Origin of the sequence: Virgibacillus dokdonensis, assembly GCF_900166595.1 — a bacterium.
Classification (GTDB): domain Bacteria; phylum Bacillota; class Bacilli; order Bacillales; family Amphibacillaceae; genus Virgibacillus; species Virgibacillus dokdonensis.
Genome location: NZ_LT745763.1, coordinates 3,681,928 through 3,698,989 on the forward strand (window position 1 = coordinate 3,681,928; position 17,062 = coordinate 3,698,989).

A 17,062-nucleotide genomic window follows, 5' to 3' on the forward strand; every position below is an offset into this window, starting at 1 on the left:
GTTACGCCAAGCCATATGGAGATAGCCGAGTTTCTATTTTTTTTGCTCTCCTATAGTGCAAAAAAAACGCCTTTGATTTATTTTCAAAGGCGTTACTTTTTCACTATGAAACGTTAGAAACAAGAGATTAATTATTCAACTCAGGGTCCATTTCTTCCGTTTTATCCACATTATCTGCTTCTTCTGAAGTTTCATCTGATTCTTCATCTGTAGTTTCGCTGTCATCAGAAGGGGTTTCGGTTTCTTGTTCTTCTTCTGCATCTTCCGTTCCTTGTTGATCTGCTTCATCTTGAGCATCCACATCTTTCGTTTCTTCCTCGACTGCACTGTTCAAGCTACTTACCGGTTGATTGAAGTATGCTTCTGGGTTAACTTCTTGATCCTGTTTACGTAGCTCAAAGTAAACATGCGTTCCGCTGTCTTTGCCAAATACGCTCTTACCTGCTTTACCTAATGAGTCACCTTGCTTCACTTCAGAGCCTGCCTTTACATCTACTTCTTCAAGACTAGCATAATAGGTTTGGACATCATCTTCATGGGTAAGTACAACAACATTTCCTAATAGCGGATCTTCTTTTACTTCTGTAACTTCACCACTTAAAGCTGCTACAACCTCAAATGATTCACCACTTGCAGAAGCAATATTTACACCATCACTCTCATAGTACTTATTGTTGTACAGAACCAAGGCCTGCTCTTGCTCTTCTTGATCTGCATTGTAATCATAAAATTTAGTTACGATTTCTGCTTCTTCTGGGTTTGTCACAGGCATTTGGATCATTTCCTGTTGCTCCAACACAGGTTCAGCTCTTTCTCCATGCTCAGATGGAATGAATTCATCTGTTCCTTCTTGGGCATCAGGCACTTGATTGTCCACATTTTGATACCAAACGACAACAGATAATAATACAGCGGCAATAGTTAAATAGACAGCTGGGAAGAACCATTTTTTACGAAAAATTCGACTCCACTTGTTTTTTGAAGCCCCTTTGTTTTCCTCTTTCATAAGATCATCACCTCAACAACCATTCTGATCAGAAAAAGGAATTTATATACATCTAATAAGAAATAATTTGCATTTCGCCGTATTTTTTTGTAAAAAAGGGGTAAATTAAGAGGACTTTGCTTTTTCTGACGATCCAATAGATTGCACTATATCCTATTATAGAAGTTTCTATCTCCTACTATTATGAGCTATGCTACAATCTTTGTTAGATGAGTGATTAAAAAATCCATCCTATCGTGCAATAGCAGGCTGTAGCTTTTCTTATACTATAAATCTTTAAACTCTTATACTTTCCTATAACGCATTAGAAAAACTTGGCTTGTCGCCAAGTCTTACGGCGAATGGCATATTTTTTCTTATACTATAACCCTTAAAACTTTTATACTTTCCTATAGTAGAACAAAGGCTCGGGGCGCCCGGTTAGCAACGTAGCGAGTGGAACGAAGCAACTAAAGTTTTAGGAATCATGGTGAGACGTGTTGCACGAACCAATAATGACTTATCGTAGGGCGATTCGTGAAGTCGCCTAGTTGCTGGGCGCTGGAGCCGGACGTGGCTAAATAACTTAGTAAGTTTATCCACAGCTGCAAAAATTTTATAATTTCCTAGACAAACAAAAAAACTCTCGTCTATTTTGCGACAAGAGTTGGAGCTGTATCATTAATTGTACTTATTTTTACATCCTGATAGTAATAACGGACAATATCTTGATAATTTTTTCCTTCTTTAGCCATTCCATTTGCACCATATTGACTCATGCCGATTCCATGACCAAATCCTTTGGTTGTAAAAATGAAATGGTTATTTTTTTGTTCAATGGTAAAATCACTTGAGCGCAATTCTAGCTTTTCTCTAACTTCCCTTCCTGAAAAAGTTTGCTTTGCTAATTGCAACTGTTCTACCCGATTACTATCTGTATGCGTAGTCTCAACAGCTAAAGGAAATTGATTCGGTAAATCTACTTCTAACGCTTTTTCTAACTGCTGTATCGAAAACGTCTTTTGATCTAAATATTTCGGAGACTCCTCATCCCAATGACTCTCCACACTACGTAAATATGGAAGTTCATTTTCCCAGTAGTCTTCTGAATTCTCCGTATAGCCGTTACTCGTAGAGAAAAAAGCAGGCGTAATTGGCGTATCTTTATAGGTTACTATTTCTCCCTTTGTTTCTGCCACCGCTTCTTTTACTTTTTTCATTTTCCATTCAAAATCGCTCCCCCATAACTTTTGCAGCTGACCTTCATCTTTATATACCTGATGTTGCACTGTATCTGTGACATCTGATTCTTGTTTAGCTCCTCCACCATGAAGCTTTTGATTCACAATATACGTTCTCGCTGCAAGGGACTGCGCTTTTAACGCTTCTTTTTCAAATTCTGCGGGCATTTCAGAAGCGACTACACCAACTACATATTCCTCTAAAGGTACTCCCTCTACTTTATCTACATTCGAACGCATCACTGATACCGAGAAAGGAGAGCTACCTAAATCCATATTTTGGTTGGTTGTTTCTTCACTACTTGCAATTGGGGGGGCTTTCGCTACTTTTTCATCCCCCTTGCTATAAGGAATGACAATTAATGTAGGTACTACTAAGATAATCATCAGTAAACAAGCTAACAAAATGGCAGAAGGAATTTTCCATACATGTTGCTTTGGTCTTTTTTGTAAATAGTGCTTTTTGGGTGCAAACCAATATTTATTACGTGTTAGCGACTTTTTCTTGAATGGTTTTGATTGATTCTGAGATTGGTGCTTTGCTTTTAATTTTTTTAATAATAAGGCATTTCGTTTTTTCGTGTAGTTAGACCCATGTTTTTTTGAATATTTGCTAGGTTTCATTGCCTACCCCCTTCAACATCACTTCAATCTAGCAGTCCTATTAAGATATATATACACGACTTCTTCTATGTAGAACTAAAAATGTAGAAAAAATTGACTGTTGCCAAGCCTTTAATGACGATAAAATGCCTTCGTTTTTCTATACAACCCTTTAGGTTTTATGCTCTCCTAAAGGAACAAAGGCTTGGGGCGCCCGGTTAGCAACATAGCGAGTGGAACGAAGCAACTAAAGTTTTAGGAATCATGGTGAGGCGGTGTTGCACGAACCGATGATGACTTATCGTAGGGCGATTCGTGAAGTCGCCTAGTTGCTGGGCGCTGGAGCCGGACGTGGCTAAATAACTTAGTAAGTTTATCCACAGCTGAAAAATTTTATGATTTCCTAGACCATGAAAAAAAGACATTCCGTAATAGCCGTTTTTTATCATCTACTACGGAATGTCTTTCGGCTACATAATTGCAATAACTACAAAACTTTATGAATAAAGATGGCAGGCAACAAAGTGCTCTGGTGTTATTTCTCGAAATTGCGGTTTTTGTTGCTCACAAATACGCATAGCCATTGGACATCGCGTACGAAACACACATCCGCTCGGCGGGTTAATCGGACTTGGGAGTTCACCTTGCAATATAATTCGTTCTCGCTTTTCTTCGACTTCTGGATCTGGAATAGGGATTGCAGACAATAGCGCCTTTGTATACGGGTGGTAGGGATGGTCATATAGCTGTTCTGATTTTGTAAGTTCGATTAAATTCCCTAAGTACATGACGCCAATTCGATCAGAAATTTGCTTCACCATCGATAAATCATGGGCAATAAATAAAAACGTTAATCCTTTTTCATATTGAATTTTCTTTAATAAATTGACGACTTGCGCCTGTATGGAAACATCCAAAGCCGAAATTGGTTCATCTGCAATAATGAACTCTGGATTTAAAGCGAGCGCCCTTGCAATACCTATACGCTGCCTTTGACCGCCACTGAATTCATGAGGATAACGATTAGCATGATCCCGCTGTAAACCTACCTCTTCTAATAATTGGTATACTCGTTCTTTTATTTCCTTCTTATGTCGATACAAACGATGTATTTCCATTGGCTCAGAGATAATTTCCTGTACAGTAGATCGAGGGTTTAATGAGGCATACGGATCTTGAAAAATCATTTGCATTTTTTTATGCAACTTGAATCTATCATTTTCTTTTAAACCATGAATATCCTTCCCGTCGTACAAGACTTCTCCAGCTGTCTTATGGTATAAACCGAGAATGGTTCGCCCAATCGTAGATTTACCACAACCCGACTCCCCTACTAAGCCAAATGTCTCTCCTTCGCTTATTTGAAACGATACATCATTGACAGCCTGTAGCGTCTGGTTTCTGTTCACTTCAAAAAATTTCTTCAGACGGTTTACTTCGAGAATTGCTTTTGCCATTTTCGATCGTTTCCTCCTCCTGCCAGTAGCGCCTAGCCGCACATAACTCCGTTTCATACATCGTATTCGCAAGTCTGATTTGTTCAATTCCCTTTCCCGTTTGTGGGGCATGTAGCATTTCTCCGTTACCAGAATAAATACCTACATGATGTATCCTTCCTTTCCCATTTTCATAAGCAAAGAAAAGTAAATCACCAGGTAGTATCCTATCTAGCGGAACTTTGATTCCACCTTTTACTTGATCGCCTGCATCTCTAGCAATTTGATATCCATTCGCTTTATGCGTAGCGTAGGCTAAACCTGAACAATCATAACCGTAAGCGCTCATCCCGCCCCATAAATAGTCAAGCCCTATGTAAGATTTAGCAACAGCTACAATGGACTCCCCATTACTATGGGGGATACCGTCTGCGTTTGAAAATAACTCTATATCTTGTGTATTAACATATCCGTTACCATGTGGTGTTACTACAGATGTCGTAGAACCATGATGTCTTTTTACTGGTAAAATGGTTAAATAACTTAAGTGTATAAAGGATTCATTATGAATAGTTAACGGAGCAAAAGGAGATCGAACGATAGCACCTATAGGCTGAAGCCAGTCTTGATTAGAAATTTGTTTGAGTTGGCAAGCAGGCACCCAACCTGGATAACCTCTTCTATCTTTATGTGACGGCTGAGTAGGTATAATAACATGAGCCCAATCACCAGCCCACTCCGTTACTAGTACTTGTTCGCCATACAGCAATTGTGTTTGAATACGATTTTCCACGCATAATGCCAGTTTTTCAGTATAATCTAATTGCTTCACCCACTGATCTACATGTGCAGGGTTATGAATCGCTAATGCATCTATTCTTCTAGCACATAATGGCTCTGTCCAAACCGTAGCAACAGAAACACAGGTTACATACAGTTCATTTGTTATTTTCCCGTACATTTGCTGACTCACTATTGACCCTCCTATTTTATAAAGTGAACCCTCCATGAGTGGTGTTTTCTTTCGCAATCCACACATTATTTAGTAGCAGCTCAAACTTCCACCATAAAACTTGGCTTGTCGCCAAGTTTTATGGCAAAAGCTGTAGTTTTTCTTATATTATAAACCTTTAAACCTTTTATACTTTCCTATAGTATTAGAAAAACTTTGGCTATCATAAGCAAAAGCTCCTTGACAAGAGCCATGTTGGTTTTCTTAATACCCCCCTTACGTAGCTATTGCTTATCGGCATACTTTAAATCCAGATACCCTACTGGATGGCGAAGTATGTTTGTTACACCTTCTTGTAATACTTCTACCTGATTATAATAACGAACTGGAAATAACGGCATTTCTTCTGCTAATAGCTTTTCTGCCTCATACATATATTCCCAACGTTTCGCTTCATCCGCTTGTGATTTTGCATGGACAATTAATTTATCATACTGTTCATTGGACCAGCCTGTGCGATTCATATATGATCCAGTAATAAAGCTTTCAAGGAAATTAACTGGATCAGCGTAATCGTATAAAAAGGAGCTTCTCGATAATTGATGATTTAAAGCCTTTTGATCTTCTAAGAAAACATTCCATTCTGTATTTTCAAGCTCTACATCGACACCAATATTCTCACTAAGCATTCCTTGAATTGCTTCAGCTACTTCTTTATTTAAATCGCTTGTATTATAGGATAAAGTAACCGTAGGCAGTTCATCATAGCCCTCTTCTTTCATCCCTTTTTCTAAAAGCTGCTTTGCTTCCTCAGGATCAAATGAGACGAGATCGCCATTTACATCTCGGAAGTCTTCGCTGCTAGGGTTGGTAAACCCAGGAGATATATAACCATAAGCAGGCTTCACTTTATTTTTCACCACATATTCTGCAATATTATCTTGATCTACTGCTAACGCAAAAGCTTTTCTTATGTGCTTATTTTGAAAAGGCTCTTCTGTAACATTAAAGCGGAAAAACTCTAATCCTCCTTGGTCAACAATCTGCACATTATCTCCATCAATTATCTGATCGGATAATTCTGCAGGGATTTGGGCTGAATCTAACTCTCCTCGTTCAAACATTTGATATTCCGTATTCGTATCATTGACCATCGCCCAATGCACGCCGTCTAAGCTTACACTGTCTGCATCCCAGTATACATCATTTTTCGTAAATATCATTTCATTATCATGTTCCCAAAATTCCAGCTTAAATGGCCCATTACCTACAAATGATTCTGCTTCAGTATGCCATTCTGGATTTTCTGCAGCCACTTGATGGTTCACTGGAAAAAAGGCAGGATTGGTTAGTACATGTAAGAAAAATCCAGTCGGGTTTTCCAATTCAACTTCTAGCGTTTTTTCATCAACTGCGGTAATTCCTAAATCTTCTGTAGAACCTTCCCCGCTGTTAAATGCTTCTCCCCCTTTGATAAAGTAACCTAGAAATCCAGCAGATGAGCCTGTTTCTGGATTTAATAAACGCTCCCACGCATAGATGAAATCTTCAGCCACAACTGGATCGCCATTAGACCAGTTCGCATCCTCACGTAAATAGAATGTGTATGTGGTACCATCTTCTGAAACATCCCATTTTTCCGCAACTGCAGGTTGTGGTGTATGATCTTCACCGAGTCGCGTGAGCCCTTCCATTAAGTTGTTTAACGCATTCCAAGAAACATTATCAAAACCTATTGCTGGGTCAAAAGATGTTGGCTCTTCTCCGTTATTAAGTTGAAGAATTTTTTCATCTCCTGCCTTCTCTCCCTCTCCATTCTCATCTTCTGTACCAGTACTCTCATTTGCCGTACAAGCAGCTAAAACAAGAAACACCAAAACTCCCATTAAGTAAAGCAACCCTTTCTTCATTACCTCTCCCCCTCGTTATTGGTTGGCTGTGCGAGCTAGAAGTTGTTGCGCCCGTTTGTCCTGCAGCCAGCAATCCACTCGATGTGAACTGCTTCGTTCCGTCGTTACAGGATATACGTTATCACACACCTCCATGGCGTAAGGGCATCTCGCTGTAAACGGACACCCTTGCGGTGGCGCAAATAAATCCGGCGGTGTCCCATCAATTGGTGATAATTGCTCTTCTTTTAAATCGAGCCTTGGAACTGATTTTAGCAAACCTTTCGTATAAGGATGCTGCTGATTGTAAAATATGTCACGCTTTGTTCCCGTTTCAATTATTTTTCCTGCATACATAACTGCAATTCGATCGGCTATTTTAGCCACAACCCCTAAGTCATGCGTAATTAGAATAATAGATACACCTGTTTTTGCTTGAATTGTCGTAAATAATTCTAAAATTTGTGCTTGAATGGTTACATCCAAAGCCGTTGTAGGCTCATCAGCAATTAATAACTCTGGCTCACAAATTAAAGCCATAGCGATCACAATTCTTTGCCGCATCCCTCCACTAAATTGGTGTGGATATTGCTTTAACCGTTCCTTAGGGTTTGGTATCCCAACTAAATGCATCATTTCTAAAGCTTTGGAGGTAGCTGTTTCTCCGCGAATGGATTGATGCTCCTGCAATCCTTCCATAAGCTGCGTGCCAATAGTTAGCGTAGGATTTAATGCTGTCATTGGATCTTGGAAAATCATCGATATATCCACACCACGAATCGATCGCATCTGTTTTTCGGTATAATGAGTTATCTCATTGCCCTTAAATATTACCTTGCCTCTAGCAATTTTTCCTGGCGGTTCTGGAATCAGTTGCATAATCGCTTGTGAGGTGACGCTCTTCCCGCAACCTGACTCTCCAACAATTGCTAGTGTTTCCCCTTTATTCAAATAAAAATCCACACCTCGAACGGCTTTAATTGTCCCACCATACGTCGAAAAAATTACATGTAAATCTTGTACCTCAAGTAGTCTCTCCATCTACTCACCTACTTTCTCAGCTTTGGATCAAGTGCATCCTGAAGCCCATCCCCTAATACATTAAATGCAAACATCGTAAAAGAAATGAAGAATGCTGGAAAAAATAATGTCCACCAATGTCCAGATAAGATTGCCCCTAACGAATCATTTGCCATCACTCCCCAGCTTGCAAATGGGGCTTGAATCCCAAGTCCAAGAAAACTTAAAAACGCTTCTGCAAAAATCGCACTTGGAACTGTTAACGTCATTTGCACAATAATTGGCCCCATTGTATTCGGTAATAAGTTTTTACGAATAATCCGTGCTGTCTTCGCACCAAATGACCTAGAAGCAAGCACAAACTCATAATTTTTGATTTGCAATACTTGCCCACGTACAATTCTTGCCATTCCTACCCAACCTGTAACGGTTAAAGCGAGAATAATAGTACCTAAGCTGGGGCCTAAAACGACGAGTAATAAAATAACGACTAACAAATAAGGAAGACCATATAACACTTCAATAATCCGCATCATAATATTATCCGTACGTCCTCCTTTATATCCGGACAAGCCACCATAAATAATCCCAATGGTAAAATCAATAAGTGCTGCCATTAAGCCGACAAATAATGAAATACGTGCTCCATACCATGTACGAGTAAACACATCCCTCCCACCACTATCCGTTCCAAACCAATGTTCTAAAGAAGGTGGCTGATACTGATTCGGTAGATCTTGTTTGTTTACTTCATACGGTGATAATAAAGGTGCGAATATTGCGAAAACAGTAAGTAAAACCAAGAACACCAACCCCGTCATTGCTAACTTATTTTTCACTAATCTTCGCGAAGCATCTTTCCAATACGATAAAGATGGTCTTGATACCGTTTCTAACGCTTTCGCATCCCGCTCTTTCCAAGAAAACCATTCATTTGGTATTTCCGAATGAGAAGTTGGCTTCTTTCCTGTTTGGTCTGTCACATTTATTTTCATTCTCTCCCGCCTTTCTTATGCAGCTTAATACGCGGGTCTAATATGCCATAGGCAATATCAACGAGAAATAGCATCACAATTAAAAAAGTGCTGTAAAATACTGTCGTTCCCATAATAACAGGATAATCACGCTGATTGATACTTTCTACAAAATACTTCCCCATTCCGGGAATAGCAAATATTTTCTCAATAACAAACGTGCCTGTTAATATTCCTGCCAGTAAGGTTCCCATAATGGTAACCACAGGCATTAACGCATTTCTTAAAGCATGCTTGCAAATAATCTTCCACGGTGCTAACCCCTTAGCTCTAGCCATTTTAATATAGTCCTGTGTTAACACCTCAAGCATTGTTGACCTTGTGAGCCTTGCGATAATCGCCATTGGCCCTGTTGCAAGTGCTGTAACGGGTAAAATCATATGTGCGGGACTTAACCATCTTGCAACTGGAAACCATTCTATATTCACTGCCAATTGCTGAATAAGCAAGGTAGCTAGTACAAAATTGGGAATGGATATACCTAACACAGCAAAACCCATGGCTACGTAATCAATAAGCTGATTATGCTTTAACGCTGCAAACACACCTAACGTTATGCCAGATAATACGGCGACAATAATAGTAATTATTCCCAGTTCCAAAGAAATGGGAAAACCGCGGCCAAGCATTTCATTGACCGTTTGTGATGGCTGTTTAATCGATGGGCCAAAATCAAACGTAACAATCGATTTTAAATAAAGGACATATTGAACTATGTATGGCTCATCCAAATTATAATGTGCTTCTAAGTTTGCTTGAACGACTTCATTTGTCCCCCGTTCACTATTAAACGGAGAACCTGGTATCGTCACCATTAGAATAAACGTCAATGTAACAATTACCCATAAAGTAACCATCATCATAAGTAAGCGCTTTCCTATATAACGTAGCATACTCCACCCCCTTATGAGAATTTCGTCAACATGGCAAGCTCTGTCATAACAAGCATTGCCTGATATGCTTCCAGTATGTCTTTTGCTTGAAAGCGAACAACTGTTGTTCCTGCTTCTATCTTTGTACCAGGCATTAAACTAGCCCATTCCGCCTGTCCGAAATTAGCAAATTCTATTCGTAAAACAGGTTTATCGGGAGGTATAAGCGGTACAACAAGATGGCGATTTTGTACAGCTTCTGTTATCTTCTCCGTTAATAACTGCGCCGATTTTTTAGGTGTTAAGCTTTTAACAGATGACCGAGAAATCGTCTCTTTCACAGCTATAGCTGTGACATTTGGAATAAGTTCACTTGCTTCCTTTGCTGCTTGATCATCACCTGCAACAGCTATAATGGGTACTCCATAAAAACCTGCCAAATAAGCATTTAATCCCATCTCACCAATTTCGTGATCATTGATATACATCGTCCTTACAGCATGAATCATCGTATGAGACATAACTCCAAACGTTCCTGCTCGTGCATGATAACCGACAAATATAGCGGCATCATACGAGGCATCTAGCCCATGCATCATGGAAAATGGCTTTACGTCACCAGTAATAAGCTGCGCATCTTCATGTAAATCCTCAATCAGTAAGTTATTCATCTTAGAATGGCTATCATTAACAATAATTTCTAAACAACCTTGGGCAATAGCCGCACGAATGACCACGTTGGCTTCTTCCGTCATCATCTTCCTGGAACGTTCATAATTGTGCATTGATGAGGCGACGAAAGTTTCATCTGGCACCCCCGTAATTCCTTCCATATCCATAGAAACATACAGTTTCATCTGAACATTCTCCCTAATGTTAAAATTTTCTTAAATTTTAACACAAAATTACTAAAAAGAAAAGTTTGAATTTTAATAAAAAACTATTACTGCATTATATTTAATACAAAAAAACAGATGATCGAAACCTTTTCATCTGTTTTTACTTATATTGTATATCTATGAAACAACATCTTTTAATAATAATGATAATATCCAAATTATGACAGTTTTGCAGCTATAGAACGATTGATTGGTTCTACATGCACATAAGGCAAAACTGAATTACCATGCTCATCCACTCTTTCCACATCTGCTCCTAATGCTGCTAATTTTCCAGCAAAATCCACGTAACCACGGTCAAGATGTTTTAATTCCGTAACTCTAGTCACACCATCAGCTACTAAACCAGCTAAAATAAGTGCTGCAGCCGCTCTTAAATCCGTAGCTGCCACTTCAGCTCCTTGTGGATTACAAGGTCCCTCGATAATGACACTGTGTCCTTCTATTTTCATTTTAGCATTCATACGACGGAATTCTTCCACATGCATAAACCGATTTTCAAACACCGTCTCCGTAATAACACTAGTGCCTTGAGCAACTAACATTAAGGCCATCATTTGGGATTGCATATCTGTAGGGAAACCAGGATGAGGTAACGTTTTTATATCCGTTGCTTTCAATTGCTTTGGACCAATTACCCTTAAGCCATTTTTTTCTTCTTGCACGATAACATTCATTTCTTCTAACTTGGAAATAACGGAACGTAAATGCTCAGTAACAGCATTTTCAATTAACACATTTCCTTCTGTTATGGCTGCAGCCACCATAAACGTACCTGCTTCAATACGATCAGGTATAATCGAATGCTCTGCACCATACAATTTGTCTACGCCTTCAATACGAATGGTTTCTGTTCCTGCACCAACAATTTTGGCACCCATCTTATTTAAATAATTCGCTAAATCTACAATTTCTGGTTCTTTGGCGCAGTTTTCTAAAACTGTCTTTCCTTCTGCTAGCGCAGCCGCCATCATAATATTTTCCGTTGCACCAACACTTGGCATATCTAAATAAATTTTCGCACCTTTAAGACGCTTGTCGACATGAAGCTCGACAAACCCATTTCCAACATGCGTCTTGGCACCCATCGCCTCAAAGCCCTTCAAATGCAAATCAATTGGTCTAGAACCAATTGCACACCCACCAGGCATAGCTACTTTTGCATGACCGTAACGTGCTAACAATGGTCCGATTACAAGAACAGAAGCACGCATTTTTCTTACATATTCAAATGGAGCTTCTGTTGTTAAACGATTTGAAGCATCAACCGTAACTGTGTTATTGTCAAAATGTACACTTGCATTCATATTTTCCAACACTTGATTAATTGTATATACATCAGCTAGTTCAGGAACATCCTTAATGACGCTTTTTCCTTCACTTGCAATAAGACTAGCAGCAATGACAGGGAGAACAGCATTTTTAGCACCTTCCACTTTCACAGTGCCTTGCAATTGGTGTCCACCTCTTACGATGATTTTTTCCATATTTCAAATCTCCTTCAGATCCATTTTCACTATATTAATATTCATTTATTAGGATAGGTGTTCCTATCACGTATGTAGGATTGTCCGATCCATTTTCTTCAACTGCGATTTGTATGTTCATAGGTGTATCATTTACGGAAATTTTTCGTTCCCACACTGGTGTATACCCGTAAATGATTTTTTTATGTGTCGATTGTTCTATTGTATCGAATTGCGTCTGTTTTTGCTGTATTTGAAAATAATTTGTTAATTTGTTTAAAAAATAATCACTACTTATTATACCATTTCCTTTAGTCGTCAGACAAGCAAATTTCTTTACAGAACTTGTGAAATATTCTTTTTGAAAGCTTAAAACGGTATTCCGATAGTTTTTTTCCATATCCGAATGCCATCCATTTCCTTTCACAACGACGATCAATTCTGCATTAACATGTTTTTGACGCGGAAGGATCACATGAAACAATACGTTGAACCCTTTATAGATATGGCTGTCTTCAAAGGAATATTTTATTTTCTGCTCATCTTTTGTTACATGCTTATGATATTTACGACTTAGCATTTCTACTAAATCATCTGTTCTTGCTTGGGAAATAGATTCTTTCCACGTTGTTTCCCATTCCAGAATAGAAGTGTCTTCAGCAATCATAAAATGAACTAAATCCAATAATTCATTTTCAGTTCTATCATGCGTTTGCGCTACTATTGTATTTGCGACGAACAAACATAAAATTGCTAGAATAATAGACTTTTTCACAATAAAATCCCCCATATCCACCTATTTACTATAAATAGTATGAACTGGGAGAAGCAAAAGCATACATGGTCCTACACGTATTCTCTTATTATACGTAAATTTTAAAATAAATGGTTTAAATCTCTTGACCACTGGAGTACTTCTAGAAAGAAGCGGCTGACACCTGATCCAATCACGATGGTTAAAAACAGAATTAATATTTGCGCCTCTTTGGCTCTTCCTTTTTTAATCATTGGCTCAAAATTAATTGCCATCATCAATCTCCATGTTACATATATAAAGAGAATATGTGAGATTAAACTAACTAATGCCTGTTGCCCTAGTGAAAACATAAGAACCACCTTTATACATTACTGATTAAATTATCACCAAGTTTTAATGGAGAAAGGCTCCGTTTTTGTGATACTAAAATCCAAAAGACTTTAGGCTCTTAACTGAAAACACTTTCCAGTAAAACTCTTCTAATTGAAGCGCTACTAGTTACTTTGCCATGGATATGGAAAAAAGTCAATGTAAATGACAGCTAGAGATTATATCCCGTTTTAAAGTAGTTTGAAATAACTACATTTCCCGGGAAATATCGACATTGCTATAGACAATACTGACAAATAGCTTTCATTATAGACTTTCTACATCATCTAAAAAAATCCAGTGAATTTGATGGGCTTCATTCATCTCGTACTCATTGCTTCGTAACCTAGGGGTATTACAATAAGACCTCTTACAAAAAAGAGATTTTAAGCGCTGTTATCTCCCACTCAGACTTGTTCAGCTCACATCTTCCAATTAATGAAAAGAGAGTCTTGCAGTACCATATATTCGAGATAAATAGGTAAGATCCTCTTAGTTTTAGAAAAATTTGGTTTTTATTCAATTTTTTATAGCGGAAAATAGTTCTTTTCTTGCACTATATAAAGAGTCATTAAGTCAATGGAGTTGTCATTTTCCATTAAATTGTAAAAAACTTGTAACAAACAATGCCATCGTTTTGTTTATGTTATAAAATTAAAAATTTTTTGCTTTCCTATAATGCAAAAAACCTCTTATAACATATAGTTATAAGAGATTTCTCAAATTATCTTATTACCCTTAAGCGATTGATAGCTCTTTTGAGAGCTAGTTCTGCTCTTAACGTATCAATATCATCTTGTTTTGATTGGAGACGGCGTTCCGCACGCTCTTTTGCACGCTCGGCACGATCGATATCAATGTCAGATGGTTTTTCTGCAGACTGCGCTAAAATCGTCACTTTATCTGGACGCACTTCCATAAAACCACCATTAACCGCTAGTTTATCTACATGATTTTCACGTTTCAAACGAACTGCATTAATGGACAATGGTGCAACTAAAGGAATGTGGCCAGGTAAAATACCCAATTCTCCGCTTTCTGCTTTACAACTCACCATCTCGTAGCTATCTTCTAGTACTGGACCGTCGGGAGTAACAACACTCACCGTTAGTGTTTTCAAAGCAACCCCTCCTTAGCTTAACATGAAGGCGGTCAATGCATAATACGTATTCATCAACCTGCAAGTATGAATAGGATTCATTCCTATCAAGCCTCTTATTCCATGCTTTTTGCTTTTTCAACTACTTCTTCAATACGCCCTACTAAACGGAAGGCATCTTCTGGTAGATCATCGTATTTTCCAGCTAATATTTCTTTAAAACCTTTTACTGTTTCTTCAACAGGAACATAGGAACCTGGTTGACCTGTAAATTGCTCTGCGACGTGGAAGTTTTGTGAAAGGAAGAACTGAATACGACGTGCACGAGACACAACGAGTTTATCCTCATCACTTAACTCATCCATTCCTAAGATCGCAATAATATCTTGTAGTTCTCGATAACGTTGTAATGTTTGCTGTACTTCCACGGCTACGTCATAATGCTCTTGTCCAACAACTTCTGGGTCTAATGCACGCGAAGTGGAAGCTAACGGATCCACCGCAGGATAGATACCTTGTTCTGATAAACCACGATCAAGGTTTGTTGTTGCATCTAAGTGCGCAAACGTTGTTGCTGGTGCAGGGTCCGTATAGTCATCAGCAGGTACATAAATAGCTTGGATTGATGTAACAGAACCTTTTTTCGTAGATGTAATACGTTCCTGTAATTGTCCCATTTCTGTTGCTAACGTTGGCTGGTAACCAACCGCAGAAGGCATCCGTCCTAGTAGTGCAGATACTTCTGTTCCTGCCTGTGTAAAACGGAAGATGTTATCAATAAATAACAATACATCCTGCCCTTGCTCATCACGGAAATACTCTGCCATCGTTAGCCCAGTTAGAGCTACACGCATACGCGCACCAGGTGGTTCGTTCATTTGACCAAACACCATCGCTGTTTTAGAAATAACGCCAGAATCCTTCATTTCATAGTACAGATCATTACCTTCACGGGTACGTTCACCAACACCAGCAAACACAGAAATACCACCATGCTCTTGTGCTATGTTATTAATAAGCTCTTGAATAAGTACTGTCTTACCAACACCGGCTCCACCAAACAAACCGATTTTTCCACCTTTTACATAAGGTGCAAGTAAGTCGACTACTTTTATTCCTGTTTCCAAAATTTCTGTTTCCGTTGTTAAATCTTCAAATTGTGGTGATTGACGATGAATTGGATCACGACGCACACCTGAGTCCAACGGTTCATCCAAGTCAATATTGTCTCCGAGTACGTTAAATACTCTACCTAATGTTACATCGCCAACAGGAACCGAAATCGGGCTTCCTTGGTCAACAACCTCCAAACCACGTCTTAAGCCATCCGTTGATGACATTGCAATGGTACGGACACTGTTATCACCTAAATGAAGCGCAACCTCCAAGGTGAGCTCTTTCATTTCATTAGATGATTCATCAGGTATTTTAACAATAATCGCATTGTTAATGTCGGGAAGCTGTCCATCAGCGAATTTAACGTCAACGACAGGTCCCATTACTTGTGTAATACGTCCTTTGCTCATCGATTTCCCTCCTAACATACTTTCCTAAATTCCACCGAAGAAGCCTATTCAAGCGCGGCGACTCCTCCGCTAATTTCTGTTATTTCTTGTGTAATTGCAGCTTGACGCACGCGGTTGTAGGTCAATGTTAAATCATCAATAAGCTCATTAGCATTATCTGTTGCACTCTTCATTGCAGTCATACTTGCCGCATGTTCACTTGCTTTTCCATCCAATAATGCTCCATAAATGAGACTCTCTGCATATTGTGGTAAAAGCACTTCGAGAATTTGTTGCTCATTTGGCTCATACTCATACTCATCATGAAAGGCAGAATCAGTAGTCTGCACTCCTAAATCCGTAATCGGCAACAGTTGCGTTGTCGTTACCTTTTGCGAGATGGCACTTACATAATGATTATAAATGATGTGTAGCTCATCAATTTCTTCATCTACATATAATTGCACCGTTTCCGAAGCAATTTCTTTAATATCTGCAAAGTCAGGCTGATCGCCAATACCAATAATGCTTTGTGTAATTGGCAGATCCATCTTTTTACAGAACTCATAGCCCATTCTACCGATGGCTATAATGGTGTACTCATCTTTGGATTGATGATTCTGTTGAATTCTTTGATACAGAGCTTTTAAAATGTGGCTGTTGTATGCTCCGACAAGTCCTTTATCTGCTGTGATGACCATATACCCCGTTCGTTTTACTGCTCGTTTTTCCAACATAGGATGTGTAGTCTCTGTAGCAGAGTTTGCAATATGTGCCATCACTTCTTGAATTTTTTTACTGTAAGGTTCAAAAGCTTTTGTATTTTGCTCTGCTTTTGCCATTTTAGAAGCTGAAACCATCTGCATGGCAGAGGTGATTTTTTTCGTTTTTTGCGTAGAAGTTATTCTACCTTTAATCTCTCTAAGTGATGCCAA

15 protein-coding genes are annotated in these 17,062 nt (G+C 38.7%); all 15 read right to left on the bottom strand.

All coding sequences use genetic code 11. The features are described from left to right. Positions 1-127: 127 nt before the first annotated feature. The 15 genes from spoIIQ to atpG all read right to left on the bottom strand — a co-directional run bounded on the left by spoIIQ (position 128) and on the right by atpG (position 17,062). Positions 128-1,006 carry a stage II sporulation protein SpoIIQ gene (gene spoIIQ / locus B2C77_RS18625; protein ID WP_077706397.1) on the bottom strand — a complete coding sequence of 293 codons (879 nt, stop codon included), beginning with the start codon at positions 1,004-1,006 and terminating at the stop codon, positions 128-130. A gap of 629 nt (positions 1,007-1,635) precedes the next feature. Further along, entirely contained in the window at positions 1,636-2,850 is a 1,215-nt protein-coding gene (spoIID, locus tag B2C77_RS18630; RefSeq protein WP_077706398.1) for a stage II sporulation protein D, read from the bottom strand. 476 nt (positions 2,851-3,326) lie between these two features. Then, positions 3,327-4,286: an ABC transporter ATP-binding protein gene (locus tag B2C77_RS18635; RefSeq protein ID WP_077706399.1), complete on the bottom strand. Its 960-nt coding sequence runs from the start codon at positions 4,284-4,286 to the stop codon at positions 3,327-3,329. Then, on the bottom strand, positions 4,240-5,238 hold the full coding sequence (locus tag B2C77_RS18640; protein WP_254844003.1) for a C40 family peptidase: 999 nt from the start codon (positions 5,236-5,238) through the stop codon (positions 4,240-4,242). Before B2C77_RS18640 ends, B2C77_RS18635 begins: the two co-directional genes overlap by 47 nt. A 263-nt stretch (positions 5,239-5,501) precedes the next feature. Beyond that, positions 5,502-7,127 (bottom strand): peptide ABC transporter substrate-binding protein, encoded by a 1,626-nt coding sequence (locus tag B2C77_RS18645; protein ID WP_077706400.1) that lies wholly within the window; start codon positions 7,125-7,127, stop codon positions 5,502-5,504. A 15-nt stretch (positions 7,128-7,142) separates the two neighbouring features. Further along, a complete protein-coding gene (locus B2C77_RS18650; RefSeq protein WP_077706401.1) occupies positions 7,143-8,147 on the bottom strand; it encodes an ABC transporter ATP-binding protein in 1,005 nt (334 codons plus the stop codon). 8 nt (positions 8,148-8,155) lie between these two features. Beyond that, the gene (locus B2C77_RS18655; RefSeq protein ID WP_077706402.1) at positions 8,156-9,121 is read right to left on the bottom strand and encodes an ABC transporter permease; all 966 of its coding nucleotides are present in this window, start codon (positions 9,119-9,121) and stop codon (positions 8,156-8,158) included. Then, positions 9,118-10,053, bottom strand: coding sequence for an ABC transporter permease (locus B2C77_RS18660; RefSeq protein ID WP_077706403.1), 936 nt, complete (start codon positions 10,051-10,053; stop codon positions 9,118-9,120). Before B2C77_RS18660 ends, B2C77_RS18655 begins: the two co-directional genes overlap by 4 nt. Before the next feature lie 11 nt (positions 10,054-10,064). After that, entirely contained in the window at positions 10,065-10,889 is an 825-nt protein-coding gene (gene dppA, locus B2C77_RS18665; protein ID WP_077706404.1) for a D-aminopeptidase DppA, read from the bottom strand. Positions 10,890-11,089: 200 nt separating this feature from the next. Then, the gene (gene murA / locus B2C77_RS18670) at positions 11,090-12,418 is read right to left on the bottom strand and encodes a UDP-N-acetylglucosamine 1-carboxyvinyltransferase (RefSeq protein ID WP_077706405.1); all 1,329 of its coding nucleotides are present in this window, start codon (positions 12,416-12,418) and stop codon (positions 11,090-11,092) included. 34 nt (positions 12,419-12,452) lie between these two features. Then, complete coding sequence (locus B2C77_RS18675) at positions 12,453-13,172, bottom strand: YwmB family TATA-box binding protein (RefSeq protein WP_164085343.1); 720 nt, start codon at positions 13,170-13,172, stop codon at positions 12,453-12,455. A 101-nt stretch (positions 13,173-13,273) separates the two neighbouring features. Next, complete coding sequence (locus tag B2C77_RS18680) at positions 13,274-13,504, bottom strand: DUF1146 family protein (RefSeq protein ID WP_073009292.1); 231 nt, start codon at positions 13,502-13,504, stop codon at positions 13,274-13,276. A gap of 743 nt (positions 13,505-14,247) precedes the next feature. Next, positions 14,248-14,643: a F0F1 ATP synthase subunit epsilon gene (locus B2C77_RS18685; RefSeq protein WP_073009289.1), complete on the bottom strand. Its 396-nt coding sequence runs from the start codon at positions 14,641-14,643 to the stop codon at positions 14,248-14,250. Between the two features lie 95 nt (positions 14,644-14,738). Further along, positions 14,739-16,148 (bottom strand): F0F1 ATP synthase subunit beta, encoded by a 1,410-nt coding sequence (gene atpD, locus B2C77_RS18690; RefSeq protein WP_077706407.1) that lies wholly within the window; start codon positions 16,146-16,148, stop codon positions 14,739-14,741. Positions 16,149-16,192: 44 nt separating this feature from the next. Beyond that, positions 16,193-17,062 (bottom strand): ATP synthase F1 subunit gamma, encoded by an 870-nt coding sequence (atpG, locus tag B2C77_RS18695; RefSeq protein ID WP_077706408.1) that lies wholly within the window; start codon positions 17,060-17,062, stop codon positions 16,193-16,195.